General features: G+C 62.2%; 13 protein-coding genes and 1 tRNA gene. 5 read left to right on the forward strand and 9 right to left on the reverse strand.

Annotated elements, in window-relative coordinates; translation table 11 throughout:
* Positions 1 to 71 precede the first annotated feature (71 nt).
* From AOT87_RS24360 to AOT87_RS24370, 3 genes are all read left to right on the forward strand, one after another.
* Positions 72 to 1,376 carry a HAMP domain-containing sensor histidine kinase gene (locus tag AOT87_RS24360; protein ID WP_057970143.1) on the forward strand — a complete coding sequence of 435 codons (1,305 nt, stop codon included), beginning with the start codon at positions 72 to 74 and terminating at the stop codon, positions 1,374 to 1,376.
* 148 nt (positions 1,377 to 1,524) lie between these two features.
* Complete coding sequence (locus tag AOT87_RS24365; RefSeq protein ID WP_057970118.1) at positions 1,525 to 2,631, forward strand: NDMA-dependent alcohol dehydrogenase; 1,107 nt, start codon at positions 1,525 to 1,527, stop codon at positions 2,629 to 2,631.
* 115 nt (positions 2,632 to 2,746) lie between these two features.
* Complete coding sequence (locus tag AOT87_RS24370) at positions 2,747 to 3,055, forward strand: hypothetical protein (protein WP_070940477.1); 309 nt, start codon at positions 2,747 to 2,749, stop codon at positions 3,053 to 3,055.
* A gap of 677 nt (positions 3,056 to 3,732) precedes the next feature.
* On the opposite strand, the gene AOT87_RS24380 is transcribed toward AOT87_RS24370, so the two are convergent.
* From AOT87_RS24380 to AOT87_RS24400, 5 genes are all read right to left on the reverse strand, one after another.
* Positions 3,733 to 4,005 carry a DUF2218 domain-containing protein gene (locus tag AOT87_RS24380; RefSeq protein WP_057970121.1) on the reverse strand — a complete coding sequence of 91 codons (273 nt, stop codon included), beginning with the start codon at positions 4,003 to 4,005 and terminating at the stop codon, positions 3,733 to 3,735.
* Positions 4,006 to 4,037: 32 nt separating this feature from the next.
* Positions 4,038 to 6,650 carry a LuxR C-terminal-related transcriptional regulator gene (locus AOT87_RS29535; RefSeq protein WP_057968422.1) on the reverse strand — a complete coding sequence of 871 codons (2,613 nt, stop codon included), beginning with the start codon at positions 6,648 to 6,650 and terminating at the stop codon, positions 4,038 to 4,040.
* A gap of 56 nt (positions 6,651 to 6,706) precedes the next feature.
* Positions 6,707 to 7,987, reverse strand: a complete 1,281-nt coding sequence (locus AOT87_RS24390) for a trypsin-like peptidase domain-containing protein (RefSeq protein ID WP_057968425.1) — start codon at positions 7,985 to 7,987, stop codon at positions 6,707 to 6,709.
* A 303-nt stretch (positions 7,988 to 8,290) separates the two neighbouring features.
* A complete protein-coding gene (locus tag AOT87_RS24395) occupies positions 8,291 to 11,194 on the reverse strand; it encodes an RND family transporter (protein WP_081343241.1) in 2,904 nt (967 codons plus the stop codon).
* Positions 11,191 to 11,622, reverse strand: a complete 432-nt coding sequence (locus AOT87_RS24400) for an MmpS family transport accessory protein (protein WP_030097210.1) — start codon at positions 11,620 to 11,622, stop codon at positions 11,191 to 11,193. Before AOT87_RS24400 ends, AOT87_RS24395 begins: the two co-directional genes overlap by 4 nt.
* Before the next feature lie 179 nt (positions 11,623 to 11,801).
* Here AOT87_RS24400 and AOT87_RS24405 point away from each other — a divergent pair, with 179 nt between their 5' ends.
* Both AOT87_RS24405 and AOT87_RS24410 read left to right on the forward strand, forming a co-directional pair.
* Positions 11,802 to 12,470: a TetR family transcriptional regulator gene (locus tag AOT87_RS24405; RefSeq protein WP_057968424.1), complete on the forward strand. Its 669-nt coding sequence runs from the start codon at positions 11,802 to 11,804 to the stop codon at positions 12,468 to 12,470.
* Between the two features lie 115 nt (positions 12,471 to 12,585).
* Positions 12,586 to 12,659, forward strand: a tRNA-Gly gene (locus tag AOT87_RS24410).
* Positions 12,660 to 12,700: 41 nt separating this feature from the next.
* On the opposite strand, the gene AOT87_RS24415 is transcribed toward AOT87_RS24410, so the two are convergent.
* The 4 genes from AOT87_RS24415 to AOT87_RS24430 all read right to left on the reverse strand — a co-directional run bounded on the left by AOT87_RS24415 (position 12,701) and on the right by AOT87_RS24430 (position 16,348).
* Entirely contained in the window at positions 12,701 to 12,883 is a 183-nt protein-coding gene (locus AOT87_RS24415; protein ID WP_234795781.1) for a hypothetical protein, read from the reverse strand.
* 40 nt (positions 12,884 to 12,923) lie between these two features.
* Positions 12,924 to 13,793, reverse strand: a complete 870-nt coding sequence (locus AOT87_RS24420) for a cyclopropane mycolic acid synthase family methyltransferase (protein ID WP_057970123.1) — start codon at positions 13,791 to 13,793, stop codon at positions 12,924 to 12,926.
* 120 nt (positions 13,794 to 13,913) lie between these two features.
* Positions 13,914 to 14,912: an acyl-ACP desaturase gene (locus AOT87_RS24425; RefSeq protein ID WP_057966632.1), complete on the reverse strand. Its 999-nt coding sequence runs from the start codon at positions 14,910 to 14,912 to the stop codon at positions 13,914 to 13,916.
* Positions 14,913 to 15,568: 656 nt separating this feature from the next.
* Complete coding sequence (locus AOT87_RS24430) at positions 15,569 to 16,348, reverse strand: GntR family transcriptional regulator (protein ID WP_057970124.1); 780 nt, start codon at positions 16,346 to 16,348, stop codon at positions 15,569 to 15,571.
* Positions 16,349 to 16,496: the final 148 nt, after the last annotated feature.

A 16,496-nucleotide genomic window follows, 5' to 3' on the forward strand; every position in this document is an offset into this window, starting at 1 on the left:
GGTAGCGGGCGTGGACTCCACGGTTACCGGATCGACAGGACTTGGCGGTGGGGGTGTTCATGGCCGGACGTATGAATGAGTCGAAGCAACCGCGGCATCTGACGATGCTCAACGGTGACGGGTATGGCCGAACGCGAGTTGTAGTCGCCGTTCGAGTCGCCGTTGTTGTGTCGATCGTGGCATTGGTCTTGATCGGACCGGTGTGGATGCGTGTCCACCTGGTTGCGCTCGTCGCGATGTTGATCCTGGCCTTCGCATATTCGGCAGTAATGCTGGCACGACCGCACTTAGAGATACGCCGGACCCGATACGCGTGGCTCGTGTCGGCTTTGGACACGGCGCTGACGCTGGCACTGGTTGCCCTTACCGGCGGGCCAGATAGTCCGGTAATCGCTGTGTTCGCACTGGTGATCGTCGGGGCGGCCGCCCGTCTCACCCTCACGCGTTGTGTCGTTGTGGCCCTGGTGCTGAGTGTTGGCTATCTAGTGGTCGTGCTCACCGCACCCGACGAGAACAGGACACCCCTGCCTGCCCCAATGCAAGGACTCTGGTGGTCGCTCTATGTGGTGCTCGTCGCCATCCTCAGCGGCGGGTTGTCGATCTTGGTCGAACAATCGCACCGATCCCGGATAGATGCTCTGGTGGAGGCCGAATCCGAACGAGCCGCGATCCAAGAGGAACGCGACTTGAGATCTCGCCTGCTGCGTTCTTACGAGGCACAGCAGGAGGGGCTGCAGGTGCTTCTGCATGAGCTGCGTACACCGGTGGCTTCACTGAGGGCACTTACCGGAACGATTGACCAATCGGATCCACTGCACACTGGGAATCACGGCATGGAAATCGGGCTCATCGGCCGCCATGCACGCCACCTGTCGGACATGCTCGACGCGCTCTCGGATGTCAATCTCAGCCGTCAGCCCGCATTTCTGTCCGGTCGTATGAGGCGAGTCGACGTGGCCGAGCTCATCGGTGAAGCCGGTGACGCTGCGGACATTCGACCACCCCGACTGCGCTTCTTGACTATTGGCGATGTTTCCTCGATTCAGGTGGATGCTCAGGGCTTGCGCCGAATATTGACCAACCTGCTGGAGAATGCCGGACGACATGGCCGCGGGCAGCCCATCGACGTGGTGTGTGAACGGGACGCCGAGGCCATAACCATTTCAGTGCACGATCGGGGACCCGGTGTCGCACAACAGAACCTTGGATCGTTAACAGGGAAGTTCGTCAGCTTGTCCGACCGCTCTGGGACTGCCGGGCTGGGGCTCTGGATCGTGCAGCAGATCGTCGATGCACTCGGCGGCACGCTGCAGTTCTCCGCCCGCGACGGTGGGGGGCTAACCGCATCGTTCAGCGTTCCTGTCTCCGCGCGGTGACTATGTCGGCGCCTCGCAGACTGGCCCGCTAGTGCCATGGGTTGGCCCGTATGCCAGCACCATTACACCCCATCGTGTTCAACAGTGGTCTCAATCCGTCACGCGCGCAGAGTCACGTGGCGTGAAGCAGCCTGAAAGGACACATCAGATGAAAACGAAAGCCGCAGTCTTGTGGGGGTTACACCAGAAATGGGAAGTCGAAGAGCTGGAACTGGACGGCCCCAAAGAGCGTGAGGTGCTGGTAAAGCTGACCGCCAGCGGACTGTGCCACTCAGACGCCCACCTGGTAACAGGTGATATGCCGATGAACCTGCCCGTAGTCGGTGGACACGAAGGATCCGGCGTCGTGGCCGAGGTCGGACCTGGCGTCACCGAGGTTGAGGTGGGCGATCACGTTGTGCTGAGCTTCATTCCGGCCTGCGGCCGATGCCGTCCCTGCGCTGGCGGCATGAGCAATCTGTGTGAATACGGTGCGGCAATCATGGCGGGACCTCAGCTCGACGGCACATTCCGATTTCACGGGCGCGGTCAGAACATTGGCCAGATGTGCGTCGTCGGAACGTTTTCCGAATACACCGTCGTCCCCGTCTTCTCGGTGATCAAGGTCAAGAAAGACATGCCGCTGGACGCTGCGGCCCTAGTCGGCTGTGGTGTCACTACCGGTTACGGCGCAGCGGTGCGCACTGGTGGCACCCAGGATGGCGACACGGTTGTTGTCATGGGTGTTGGGGGGCTGGGAATCAACGCAATACAGGGTGCCCACATCGCGGGTGCGCGCTATGTCCTGGCACTCGACCCTGTCCCGTACAAGCGCAGCCGGTCAACGGAATTCGGAGCCACGCATACAGCCGCCGACATAGCGGAGGCTCACACGATCGTCACTGAGCTGACTGAGGGTGCGATGGCTGATGTCTGCGTCGTCACCACCGATAGCTGTGAGGGCGCCTACGTGGCACAGGCGTTGAGCCTGGTAGGCAAGCGCGGACGTGTGGTGATGACCGCAATTCCGCATCCCGGCGACACCACAGTGGACATGTCGCTGTTTGATCTCACACTCTATGAAAAACAGCTCAGGGGATGCCTTTTCGGATCCTCGAATCCCCGTACCGACGTCCTCCGGATGCTCGAGCTCTATCGAGCGGGCCGCCTAAAGCTTGATGAACTCGTGACCCGCGAGTACGCCCTTGAGGACATTAATCAAGGCTATGAAGATCTTCGCAACGGGCTAAACCTACGCGGCCTGGTCAGGTTCTAGAAATCACATCGGACGGAACCTCATAACTTCGCCCGGGATTCCTATGCCGCAAGGATTCTCGTCGGCGTACACAGACTCCATATCGGAGGCAAGAGCTTTGCAAAGGATCAGGAATTTGACTCACGGGCTGGCTGGGTTTCAGGCCGGTTGCCGGTGCGCGGAATGCGCCGAAGCCGAATCGACCCGTATGCACGGCATCGCGAAAGCAGAGAAGACGCGATGGCGAGAAGCCAATGGCGAGGCCGACCGCCAATGGGCGGCACAGAGCGGCATCGCCCTGGTGCCCCCGGATGCGATGAGACTGCCCTGGACGACCGAGGAGATCACGGTCGCGCGTGATCCGTCGTTGTCGGTAAAGGAAGCCGCAGCGATGCTCGATCGGACTCCGGCCGCAGTGTCGGCTAAACGCTACAAAAGGCCCTAGACACTCTCGCCGTGCTTTGACAGCAGTAACTGCAAGTGGGCATCACACAACGACATCCATCGACTGACCGGTTTGCTACGCTCTCGCAGGGTCGGGCACGCGTTAGGCGCTATGTAGTTCCTCATGTTAGGCGCTATGTAGTTCCTCATAGGGATGCGTCTCTGCGTGATCTGACAATGAGGGGGATCGCTGTTGTTCGCAGAGCGGATATTTCCGCATGCTGTCGGCCGTGTCTGGTCGGTGTTCGCTGCAGGCGAGGGGGCGCATGCATGGGCGTTCCGGGTCCCGGGTTACCGGGGCGTTCCCGGCAATCAGTTTGACCTGATGTATCTGCCCATTCTCGGCACCAGATTCACGGGTCGTTTCCGATGTGAGTTAACCCGGTTTCAGCCATCCCATACCTGGGAGTGCCGCACTGTCGCCACGGTCAAATACGGGGCCACGGCCGATTGGGTGAACCGCGTCGAACTTACCGACCACTCGCAAGGCACGCTGGTGCGATGGGCATTGTCAGGCACGAATCTCACTGACGGGCACGAACGCGTGCTTTACCGCGTCTACACAGGCCATGTCCGCAAGACACTAGGCGATCTGGGTCGGTATCTGGATCAGAACCCCCACAGCGAGCGCCTCTACCAACCACGGCTGTGACGACTGCGAAGACGTTGCGACAGGCGCTAGTCAACCGCCCAGGTCAGCACGAGCTCGTCGCGGGTGCCGAACCGCTCGAGATGACGTTTGACCACATCACCGAATTCCGCGGAGCTGGCCTCAACATGTAGTTCCCCGGGCCGCGGACGCAGCACCGTGACCGCATCGAGAGTCATCTCGATCTGGATCGCACCGCCCTCAAGTTCGGTCACCGTGCTCTTGGCTGCCCAATGCTGAGCGAGTTGTTTCGCGTATCGCTCGGGACGGTCGGTGACGATCACGCCATGCACAGTGGCCATTCCACGATTCTTCCAGGTTCTGCACCACGGTGTCAGTGCGGCGCGATGCCGATAGCCTCGCGGCGGTTAGATACCTGCAGTTTCTGGTAGATGGATCGCTGATGTGTCTTGAGGGTGTTGACGGACACCGAGAGCTTCGCGGCGATCTCCGCCGCGGTCATCGGAGTCCGCAGGTACGCCAACACTTCTCGCTCCCGTGAGGTAAGTGCTGCGGCGGGGTTCTCCGATGTGCCCGTCTCGCAGGCCAACAGACAATCGGCAAGAAAGTCCGGATACGCGGTCCGCGAGCTATGTGCCCCCAACAGCTCACGGCACGCCTGATCGGCGTTGTCCAGGAACGGGTAACGCACGGATTCGGAGGCCGCCAGCGCAAGCGACTCCTCCAGCAGCTGGTGGGCCCTGTCGTTGTCGCTGCGATCCCACGCCAGTAACGCGCCCACCAGAGCCGCGTAGGCACGCGTGTAGGGAGCCACTGACTCGCCACGCGCATTGTCGGCCAGGGCCTGCGCCAGATCGGCGTCCCCAAGCCGTCGGCATATGCCCGCGACCATCGCAGAGGCGGTCGGCAGTGGCGTCACATCGACGAGCCTCGCCGCCAGCTGCAACGCCTCGTGGTTGTGCCCCCGCATCTCAGCGATCCTGGCGAGCGCGGCGGTACGGAAACTGCCTATCGGGACGGCCCTGTTGTCTTCCTCGCCGATGCGCATGGCTACCGCCTCCAGCTGCGGGAGGGACAAATCGCATCCCTGGTTCCGCAGTGCTGCGGCACTGAACACCAGCATCATGCGCCCGATGTCCGGATAGCCTTCCCCTACCGCAGCATCCACCACGGTGAAATCCTCCAGCGCGCCGGCCAGCTCGCCCTGCCATAGCTGCATGAATCCCGTTGTGAAGCAGGATATCCCGCCACCTTCGTGAGAGAGCCAGGGAACCTCCGCCATACTCAGCGACAGTTGGGCCCGGCCGAACTGTCCGGCATGGACATACGCGAAGGCCAGGCTCTCCGTGGCCCTGTCCGCGACCGCCGCCAGACCCAGCGCACGGCACTCCTGTGCCGCCGACTCCAGCAGTCGCATCGAGTGACCGACGTCGCGCCGCAACCGGGTTTCGGCCCAGCCCACCAGGAACAGTGCGCAGGCATACACGCGGTCGGGCACCAGTGTCCGATCGGTGAGAGCCTCGGACACCGCGTCGACGGCGCCCGCCATGGTGCTGTGGTCGTCGGAGATCAGGATGCGGCTCAGATTCGCGACAAGGCGTACGCGCCGAGACTCGACGTGGCCATGCGCCAGGTCCTGGGCGCGTTCGAAATGCAGCTGTGCGCCAAGGCGATCACCGGCGACCTCCCGGCAGCAGGAACGCACCATCGCAATGTCGGCGGTCTCGCTGAACGCGTCGGCCACCGCGATGCAGGCACTCTCCAGTGCCACGGATCGGGCTTCCAGCAGTAGTTCGAGCCAGTGATCGGTGATTATCTCTGCGGCCAACCGCCCGTCCGCCCCGCGAACGGCATGCTCAACGGCATCCAACGGGTAGCGGTCCCGCAGCTCGCGTGCGGCCAGCAGGTTCAAGGCACTCCATCGCGCCGGGTCCAACTGCCGCAGCACTTCGCCACATCCGTGTGCGAACATCGAATGCCATTGGTAGATAGCATCTTCGCCAGATCCGAATCGTTCGATGAACAAGCCGGAGGTCGCGCATTCGGCGAGCAGTCCCGCGGCATCGGAACGCCCGGAGAGCGCGGCGGCCAGGCGTTCATCCACCCGTGTGCATACCGTGGCAGCCAGCACGAACTCGGCAAGCTCGGGGCGCAGCCGCCCGAGAACGGCGGCACGGATGTATTCAGTGAAGTCGAGATCATCTAGGGCACTGGGCATCTCGCCGTCCAACAGGGCCAGCCGCACGGCCGCGGGCCAGCCCCCGGTGCTGTGCACGATGTGTTCGGCATCCGCGGCGCGAAGGTCCTGCTGATGCACATGGCCGGCAGCCGAAAGCACATCCTCGGCGGTGAAAGCCAGGTCGCCCGCCGCAACCACCGCCACCTGACCATGCACCCGCAGCCTGGTGAGCAACGCCTCCGGCGCCTCCGTGGTGATCAAGACCAACCGCAGCCAGGGTGGGCCGTGCTCGATGAACTCGACGAACTCCGCGGACTGTGTGACTCCGATGGCCTTCTGGAAATCGTCGAGCACGACCGTGACCGGGCCCGGCATCTGGATCGTCGACAGGGCGGTGAAGAGCAGTCCCAGGGACGGCAACTCGAAGGCGGTAGCCAGTGCCCGCCGGGCCTGGGCGTCGTCACCGTCACCCGCCGCGTGCCGCAGCGCCGTCATGATGCCGCGGATCAGCTCGGCGAAGTCTGCCGCATGCTCCGTCACCGTCAGCCACCCGACCGAGCCCGGCTGGTGCTGCCGCTGCGCGGCGGCCCATTGCCCCACCGCGACCGTCTTGCCGAATCCGGATGGGGCCAGCACCACGACCGCCCGAGACTGCTGAACGTGCAGGTCAAGGGCGTGGTGCACGGCTGAACGGGCGATCATTCCCGGGCTCGATGACGGTGGCGTGGCCAGAAACCACGGCGCAGGACTCCACGCCGTGGATCCGGTGGGCTCCCCGACCGCAGTCAGGTCGTCGCGGCCAGCCATCCGTTCATTGTCGCCGGAACCCGGGTGGCCCCGTTAGCCACCCGGGTTCGGCGCTGTCACGTTGCCGATTGCCCGAGGGTGACCTGGACCGTGCGCGATGTTCCCGACTGGTCCGCGTAGGTGAGTGTGACCGCGTCGCCGGGCGCCTTGGACCGCACTGCGGCCACCAGCGCCTCGGGGCCGTCGATGACCTGGTTGTCGACCTTAGTGATCACGGCGCCCTTGGGCAGGCCGGCCGTCGCCGCCGCGCTGCCACTGACCACACCCGCAACGACCGCGCCAGGCATGTCGTCACCGGAGCCGAGCTGAACACCCAACGAGGCATGCCGCACGGTGCCGGTAGAGACCAGCTCGTCGGCGATGCGCTTGGCTTGATCCACCGGGATGGCGAAGCCCAGGCCGATCGAGCCGGCCTGTCCGCCGCCCTGCGAGTCCTGGCCGCCGGACAGCGACGCGATGGCCGAGTTCACACCGATGAGGTCACCGTTCATGTCGACGAGTGCGCCACCGGAGTTGCCGGGGTTGATGGCCGCATCCGTTTGGATGGCACTCATCACCGAATGCTGTCCGCTCCCGTCGTCACCGGTGCTGACCGGGCGACCGAGCGCGCTGATGATGCCGGTTGTCACCGTCCCCTTCAGGCCCAGAGGTGAACCGATGGCGACGACGTTCTGGCCGACCTTCAGGTCTTTCGAGGAACCGATGGAGATCGGGGTGAGGTCGGAGACGCCCTGGGCCCGGACCACGGCCAGGTCATCGTCGGGGTCGGTGCCGACCACGGTAAACGGGACCGTGCGGCCATCGGCCAGGGTCACGGTTGCCTTGACGCCGTCGCCGGAGTGGGCGGACGGCCGGGTGCTGCGCCGGTCGTTGCCGTTGGGCACCTGTCCGTCACGACCATCCTGATAGTCGCCGGGCAGCTGTTCGCCGGGAAGGATGCCGGGCGGAAGGTTAGTGAGCGGACCCCGGCGCGATGGGGCCGAGGGCGCCAGATCGCCGCTGCTCGACGTCGCCGCCGCAGCCACCACGTGATTGTTGGTCAGGATCAGCCCGTCAGGGCTCAGCACGATGCCGGAGCCTTCCTCGCCCTGCTGCCCGCTTTGAATCTTCAGTTGCACCACGCTGGGCAGCACCTTGGCCGACACTTGTTCCACCGAGCCGGCCGGGGCCGCAGCACCCGGCTGCCCGAGTATTGAACCTGTTGGCAGGGAAGGCTTTCCGGCGATACCCGGGCTCGATACCTGCGCTACGGGGGCCGGATGTCCGGACTGGTTCACCACGACGACGGCCGTGGTGGCGCTGGCGGCGATGGCCACCACAACGGCGCCGGCAGTCAGCCCGACGGCGCGAAGACGTTTCCGGCGCAGCGGGTTCGGCGCCAGTTCGGCACGGTCCGGGAACGTCTCGCCATACGCGTAGCGTGTCCGGGTGTCGGTGGATGGACCGTGCACCTGGCGATAGCCGTGCTGGCCCAATGGGAATTCGGTTCCGTACGGCGGATGCCCAGGCTGGTAGTTCATCGATTTGTCCTTCTTCCTCACGATGCAGTCAGGGCACTGTCCGCCTCTGGTTCGCACTGTCACAGTGCCTGCATCCACTGAGGCCAGGCTGAGAATTTCCTCGATGCTCGCCAAGACTTTTCAGGAGGTGGTGGGAGTAGAAGGCGGTTGCTGGCCCGCATCCACCACCGCAAGGGGTGCCGTCGCCGGTTCCGAGGCGTGCTGCTGGCGGCCGCGCCGGACAATCTCAAAGACGTTGATCGGCCACCAGAACCACCGGCCCAGTGCCGCCGCGATGGCGGGCGTCATGAATGCGCGGACGATCAGGGTGTCGACAATCAGGCCGATACCGATGGTCATGCCGAGTTGGCCGACCACCCGCAGATCGCTGACGATCATGGACATCATGGTGAACGCGAACACCATGCCTGCGGCGGTGACGACGCGACCGGTGGCGCCCATGCCGCGGATCATGCCCGTGTGCAGCCCAGCGTGGATTTCCTCCTTGAGCCGCGACACCACCAACAGGTTGTAGTCCGAACCCACCGCTAGCAGGATCACCATCGATAGGGGGATGACGATCCACTGCACACCGAGCCCAAGGATGTCCTGCCACAACAGCACTGACAGGCCGCACGCGGTGCCCAGGGACGCGGCCACGGTGCCGACGATGACCAGGGCGGCCACCACGCTGCGGGTGATCAGCACCATGATCGCGAAGATCAGGATCATCGAGGCGATGATTGCGATGGCCAGATCGACGGCTACACCGTCCTGCATATCGGCGTACATCGATGCGGTGCCGGCAAGTGAAACTTTCGCATTGGACAGCGGCGTGCCCTTCACCGCATCGGCGACAACACCTTTGATGTCACGGACGTGTTCAATGCCTTCGACCGATGCCGGGTCGCCCTGGTGGGTGATGATGAAGCGAACCGCCTTGCCGTCTGGGGAGACGAACATTTTGAGGCCGCGTTTGAAGTCCGGGTTGGTGAACACGTCCGGCGGTAGATAGAAGAAATCATCGTTCTTGGCTTGGTCGAAGTACAGACCAATTTCCGTGGCGCCCTTGGCCATCTCCTGCTGCTGGGCCTGAGTGCCCGCCTGGGTGCTGTGCATGGCGAGCATAAAATCGCGCATACGGCTCATCGAATCGATGGTTGTCCGTAGGACTGGCAGCATCTGCGGCATCAGCTGATCCATGCGATCCATATCGGTGACCAGACCACTCATTTGGTCGGCGAGCACGTCCACACTGTCCAAAACATCGAAGATCGATCGCAGCGACTGGCAGACCGGGATGTCAAAGCAATGCTTCTCCCAATAGAAGTAATTGCGCAGCGGCCGGAAGAAGTCATCGAAGTTGGCCAGGTTGTCGCGCATCTGCTGGATGGTTGCCACCATCTCGTGCGTCCGGCCCACCATGGAGTGCATGGTGCCCGTGAGCTCCTGCATGAGGCTATACATCCGCTCCATGCTGGAGAGCGTCTTGCTCAACTCGTCGGCCTGCTCCAGCATCTGGGCCGAGCTGTCGTTGTTGAACTTTGCGGTCTGCAACGTGCCGGCGTTCTGCGCGCCCATGAGGAACGGGATCGAGCTGTGTTCAATGGGGGCGCCGAGCGGACGCGTGATCGTCTGCACCCGTTCGATACCGCGCATATGGACGATGCCCTTGGCCACCCTGTCGATGACGAGCATGTCGGCCGGGGTGCGCAGGTCGTGGTCGGCCTCCAGCATCAACAGTTCCGGGTTCATGCGGGCCTGCGAGAAGTGCCGGTCCGCCACGTCCATCGCGCGGTTGGCCGGCATATCGGCGGGCGTGAATTTCTGATCGTTGTACTGCGGCACGTAGGTCATCAGGCTGACGAAGCCGATGATCGCAATCATGCTGGTCATCACGATGATGGGAATGGGCCAGCGCACCACCGAGGTACCGACCTTGCGCCACCCCGTGGTGGAGAGCTTGCCCCTGGGTTCCAGCAGACCGAACTTCGAGGCCACCGTCAGCACGGCGGGCGCCAACGTCAGCGCCGCGAGCACGATCACCAGCACCGAGATCGCGCACGGCAGCGCCATGCTTTGGAAGTACGGGAGCGTGGTCATGGTCAGGCACATGCACGCGCCGACAATCGTCAGACCGGAGCCCAGAATGACGTGTGAGACACCGTGATAGGCGACGTAATACGCGTCTTCGCGGCTGAGACCCTTCGACCGTTCCTCGTGGTACCGGCCGAATAGGAAGATCACGTAGTCGGTACCGGCCGCGAGGGCCAGCATCGTCACCATGCTTACCGCGTACGGGGTCAGACCGATGATGTTCAAGTATCCGGCAGTTGCCGTAACACCTTGTGCCGCAAATAGTTCCAGGCCAATGATGACCATGGATATGAGCATCGTGACGAGGGAGCGGTAGATGAACAAGATCATCACGACGATCACGCCCACCGACACCAATTCCATGGTCGCCATGCTTTGGTGACCGGCAACCTGCGTGTCGGCGTTCAGCACGGAGGTGCCGGCGATATGAGCCTTGATGCCCTGCGGCGCGGGCACGGAGCTGACGATCTCGCGCACCGCGGCAACAGATTCATAGCTCGCGCTGGTGCCCTGCGATCCGTTGAGGAAGATCTGCACGTATGCGGCTTTACCGTCCACGCTCTGCGAACCCGCCGCGGTCAGCGGATCGCTCCAGAAGTCCTGGACGTTCTGCACGTGCTTGTGATCGGCCTTGAGCTTGGCGACGATCTCGTCGTAGTACTTGTGCGCGGCATCGCCGAGCTTGTCGTCGCCTTCCAGGACGACCATCGCCGAAGAGTCCGAGTCATACTGCTGAAACACCTTGCCGATGTTCAGCATCCCCTGGTACGACTCCGAGTTTTGCGGGCTCAGCGGCACCGATCTGGTGGCTGCCACTTCGTTCAGCGAGGGCGTGACGGTGCCCAGGATGATCGCCAGCCCGACCCAGAACAAGATGATCGGCAGCGAGAAGATCCGGATCATGTGGCCTACGAACGGCCGGTGTGGTTTCGCGTGCACGTTGCTCATACGGATTTCACCAAGCAGTAGATGAACGGTTTGACTTTGTCGGTGCTGGTTCGGTCGTCGCGCACGCCACCGTCGACCGTCACGCGGCACCCAAGACCGCTGACGTTGCGATCGCCTTGCGCGACGATGTTGGCCGACATGGACGGCATGGTTGTCACGATCGTGAATGACCAAGGCAGTGGGGCATTTTCGATGAGATGGGGCTGCCCGTTCTCATCGAGGTAGTTGAGATTCGCGGTGCCGCCCGTCCCCACGATCTCGTAGGTGATGTGCTTGGGGTTGAAGTTGGCGGTGATGCCCGACCCCTCACCCGGCTTGGGCGGGCGCGGAGTCGCCGAGCTGCGGATCTGCGCAATCGCGTATCCACCGATCCCGACGACAACCACCAGCAGCAGCGGAATCCAAAACCGCTTCAACAGTCGGTACACCGCGCGCATCCCCTTCTGCTTCTGCCCTGCACGGGCCCGCGGATTCCTGCCGAAGAGGCAATTACCGCAGTCCGACGCCAGGGGATTGTGTACCACCGGTCTATTACGGCAGGACCGTATCACGGTAATAGACCGGCGGTTCACTATCGGGTGATCGGTAGCGGATTAACATCGGGCCCATGACCTTCCGGCGGGCGCGTAGCGAGGAGCAGCGCGAGATACGCCGGCAAGCGATCCTGGAGACGGCATCGTCGATGCTCAGCAACATGCCTGCCAACCAGATCAGCCTGAATGAACTCAGTCGACGCACAGGGTTAGCAAAGTCGGCGATGGTGCGCTATTTCGAGTCCCGCGAGGCCGTGCTCCTGGAGCTTCTCGATGCCGCACTGCGCTGCTGGGTGGCCGAAATTGTGGCGGAACTCTCTCGCGACACGTGCTCCGGTTCAGCTCAGGACCGAGCCGACCACGTGGCCACCCTGCTCAGCTGCTCGTTGCGGCAGCACACCGTGCTGTGCGACCTAATGACCGCACAGCCAGGCGTGCTGGAGCACAATGTCGCGGACTCGACGCTGCTGTGTTTCCGGCGATCGGCACACGCCAGCATTTCCCAGTTCAGCGAGGCCATCCGCAGCTTTATCCCCGAACTCGGGGACGATGCGCAAAGTGTGTCCCTATCTACCGTGGTGACCAGTGCCGCGCTGTGGATGTACGCCCGGCCGTCTGCCAGCGCAATCGCGGCCATCGAGGCCGAGCCCGAACTGGCAGAGATTCATCTGAATTTCGATGCCGACCTGGAAACGATGCTGGCCCGGCTCATCACCGGCGCCCTGGTCAAGCGCGGTTCCTGATCGCTTGTCCGCGCCGCATGCCCCGAAGCCGTGATGGCGCGGACTCGGAGACGGTCTGACATGTAAGCTCACACGCCGAGAGGTACTACCGGTTCGCCCGGACAGACCACTCTCCGCCGATGTAGTTCAATGGCAGAACATCAGCTTCCCAAGCTGAATACGCGGGTTCGATTCCCGTCATCGGCTCCAGATCTACCAGCGCGAATGCTGTTCGAATACCAGTCCCTGCTTCACCCCCCAGGCACACCGATCTCCGCTAATTCGGAGCGGGCCCGGCGCTCGACCAAGAGCGGCACGAACTCGCGAACTCTGCATTCGGCGAACCTGGCGTAAGCCACTTGGACGACATCCGCGACCTGTTCGGGCGGCAGCCACGAGTAGTTAGCCACCAGTTGCTGACACACTGTCGCCATTAATGCCTGCTCGCTCATCGCAGTATCGGTCTTAATGGCGCTAAGCGGGCTGTTTCGTAAGCGTGAATTGATGAACGCTGGTGTATCCGGCACGAAAAAGATTGACGCATCCATTGAGGTATTTGTGGAATCGGTCGTAGACCTCTTGGCCCTGAAGCGCGATGGCCTCATCACGGTGAGCTTGTAATCGTTCAGCCCAGCATTGCAAAGTCCGAACGTAATGAGGGCCGATCTCATGGACCCGATTGATCGTAAATCCGGCCTTGCGGGCATGCAGCTCGACCTTCTCCACCGACGGCAGTCGTCCCCCGGGAAAAATTTCCGTCATGATGAATTTGGCGAACCGGGCCAATTCGAAGGTCAGCGGTAAGCCCAATTCTTGCATTCGATGGTCGTCGAACGCGGTGATGGTGTGCAGGAGTAGCACCCCGTCATCGGGCAGCGCATTCCAGGCCATGGCGAAGAAATCGTCGTAACGTTCGAACCCGAAGTGCTCGAAAGCACCAATGGAAACAATGCGGTCAACTTTGTCAGGGAATTCCTCCCAGCCCTGTAGCCGGACATCAACCGTGCGTTCGGTGAGAGTGTCCGCCAGCTTCTCGACTGCATATTTGCGCTGCTCATCCGACAGAGTCAGCCCGATGACGTTGACGTCGTAGCTTTCGATGGCTCGCTGCATACCGGCACCCCAGCCGCAACCGACATCGAGCAGTGTCATCCCCGGCTCCAAGCCGAGCTTGGCGAGCGCTAGGTCAAATTTGGCGATCTGGGCCTCGTCGGCGGTCGCGTCCTCGTGTTCAAAGTATCCACATGTGTAGCCCATCGTGGGGCCGAGGAACAGCTCATAGAACGAATTGGAGATGTCGTATATGGACGATAACTCCTCGTACTTAGGAGTCAATTTAGGCATTGCGCTTGATACCGATCATTCGAAGGATTTTTTGAATAGAGACTGTCCTACTACGCCGGGGAAGCCGGTGTTTTGCTCGCGACCCAGCGCCTGTGCGCAAGTAGGCAAATCGGCCGCCCATTAGGCTCTGAGCATTTCTGACTTGCCGCTTTGACGTTCGGCGCGTTTGGCTTGGCGGTCCAGGTACTTGGCCTTGACTTCCTCGAAGTCCGATGCGGTCTTCCTGAGATCACCGACGATGCGGGCCAGGTCCTCGCGGTACCACTCAGCCTCCCTGCTGATGTCGTCGCGTTCGAAGATGCGCCACTTACGCAGCACCGGCAGCACCACTTCCTCGAGATGGGACTGTGGGTCATACACACCACCGGTGGCGATGGTGACCGCGTTGCGGCGAAAGCCGGGAATGGTGTAGCCGGGCATGGTGAAGTTGTCGAGCACCTTATGGACAGCTCTAAGGGCCTGGTCGGGGGCGATGGCCATGCCGGCCTCGACCATGTTGCGGTAGAAGATCATGTGCAGGTTCTCGTCGGTGGAGATGCGCTTGAGCAGCTCATCGGCGATCGGCTCGGCGCAGGCCTTGCCGGTGTTTCGGTGCGAGACGCGGGTGGCCAGCTCCTGGAACGTCACGTACACCACTGAGTCAAAAAGAGTCTCGGCGAACACCAAATCTCCACCTTGGCGGTTTTGGCCGGGAGAGAATCCGCGGGTCATCTGCTCCACACGCAGCTTCTCGAGTTCGAACGGGTCCACCGAACGGGTCACCACCAGATAATCGCGGATGGCGATGCCATGGCGGTTTTCCTCGGCGGTCCAGCGGTTCACCCAGGTGCCCCACGGCCCGTCCATGGTGAAGTTCATGGCGATCTCGCGGTGGTATGAGGGCAGGTTGTCCTCGGTCAAAAGATTGGTGATCATCGCGACCTTGGCCAACTCGGAGAGCTTGGACTGCTCGGGGTTCCAGTCCTGACCACCTAGGGCCTTGTAATTCTTGCCCTCAGACCACGGCACGTAATCGTGCGGGCTCCAGTCCCTAGTGACCGCCAGGTGGCGATGAACATTTTCCTCGACCACGGGCTCAAGCTCATGGAGCAGCTCCAGGTCGGTGAATTCCTTCTGCATCTATTTCCCCAAGCTGGCGACGCTAGATGCGCAGGTCAAGACACGCCCCAGGAGGCTCCGCAGGTGCACGGCTTTGTATGCTTGCGGCGGATTTGCCAGACAGCGGCCGCGGAGCGGCCTAGTGCACGCGCGATGTCATCGACAGCACGCGATCGGTCAAGCGCATAGGCGATTTCCTGATCGGACCAGCGGACCTTATGTGGAGAAACATCCGGGGGCTCGAATTGCCGATCCCAGGCTCGGTCAGCTCGCTCGTTTAGCCGCCGCCAGCGCGCGGTCTCAGCGCGACCAATCCGGCGCAACCGCAACGCTTCAGCCTTGTGACACGCCGCGCACCGGCACCCTTTTTGAAACCCCGCTGCACCATGAACTGCCTCTCCCGCCAATGCCATGAAGCAACCCTAGGACATACTGTCCCAGACAGCAATAGATCGAGTCATTCGGTCTCGCCCCTACCGCATGTCGGCAGTGCATTCACGAACGCCCACCACCAGATTGGATAGCACTCCACGATTCCCTCGGAGTTCCCTATTAGCGTTGTTACGTAACATATTTAATGCCCGGAGGCCACGTCGACGAGTGCGCGCCGACACCGCTGCGCCCATCTGACTCAGACAGTTAGTCCTCCGCCCGCAAGGGCCCTCAGTGCAGAAAAATCACGCTGTGGCCGCGGAGCCGCGCAGTGGCACTTCTTCTTCACCGCCGACTACCAGTTCGGTGAATCGTTCAACGACCTGCTCGTGGTACATGTTGAAAAGGTCTTCGAAGAACGCCAACTGAGATTCTGAGGGGCCTGTCTCCGTCTTCCGCGCAGCCACAAAAGCACGCCACACCAGGACATGCACATCCGGCGCTCCCGTGTAATAGGCGGCGGTTGCCTCCGGTAGACCGAGGATCAGCTCGCCTATCGAGTTCAAGACTGCCCTGCGGAAGGGCTGATCGAGCGCAGAAAGTACCAGACGAACGATGCCGAGTTCATTCTCGAACATCGCCGAATGGTCCAGCTCATCCAGTCGGGCAATCGATTCCAGCTCGTCAATGCTGTTCTCGATTGCAGTCAAGTCCGGGCGCTGCTCAAGAGTCGCGAACGCGAGGAGCGCCTCCAGCACGATGGCGCGCTCCGTATCGACGACATCGCGGAACATGTCCAGAGCCTCGCGGGAATTCCGCGTCGATAACCCGAAAACATAACCACTGATATCCACCCCGCCCTCTTGGCGGATGTCACGGATCACGAAACCGCGGGCACGTTGCGCGACGACGATCCCGTACGACTCAAGCCGCCCAAGAACCAACTGCGCTGTCGCCCGATTCACATCAAACTCATCGGCGACCTGGCGGACCGACAACATGAGCTCACCCGGCGCGTACTCCCCGTGCACAACACGCCGCGACAGCTCATCGGCGATGTCAGCCACCACTGTCTTTGATTCCATGTCCTGCCCTTTCACCCCCAACAATAGAACCGTCTCGGACAGACTAGCCAGACTCATCACCCGCACTTGACGACTTGCCAGAATCCCCAGACACTGGTCCCGCATTAGCTGGAGCGTGACCCGGAGTCGCACTATTCCTTGAGGTGAG

The sequence above is a fragment of the Mycobacteroides sp. H003 genome (genome assembly GCF_001440135.1).
In the GTDB taxonomy this organism is placed as follows: domain Bacteria; phylum Actinomycetota; class Actinomycetes; order Mycobacteriales; family Mycobacteriaceae; genus Mycobacterium; species Mycobacterium gwanakae.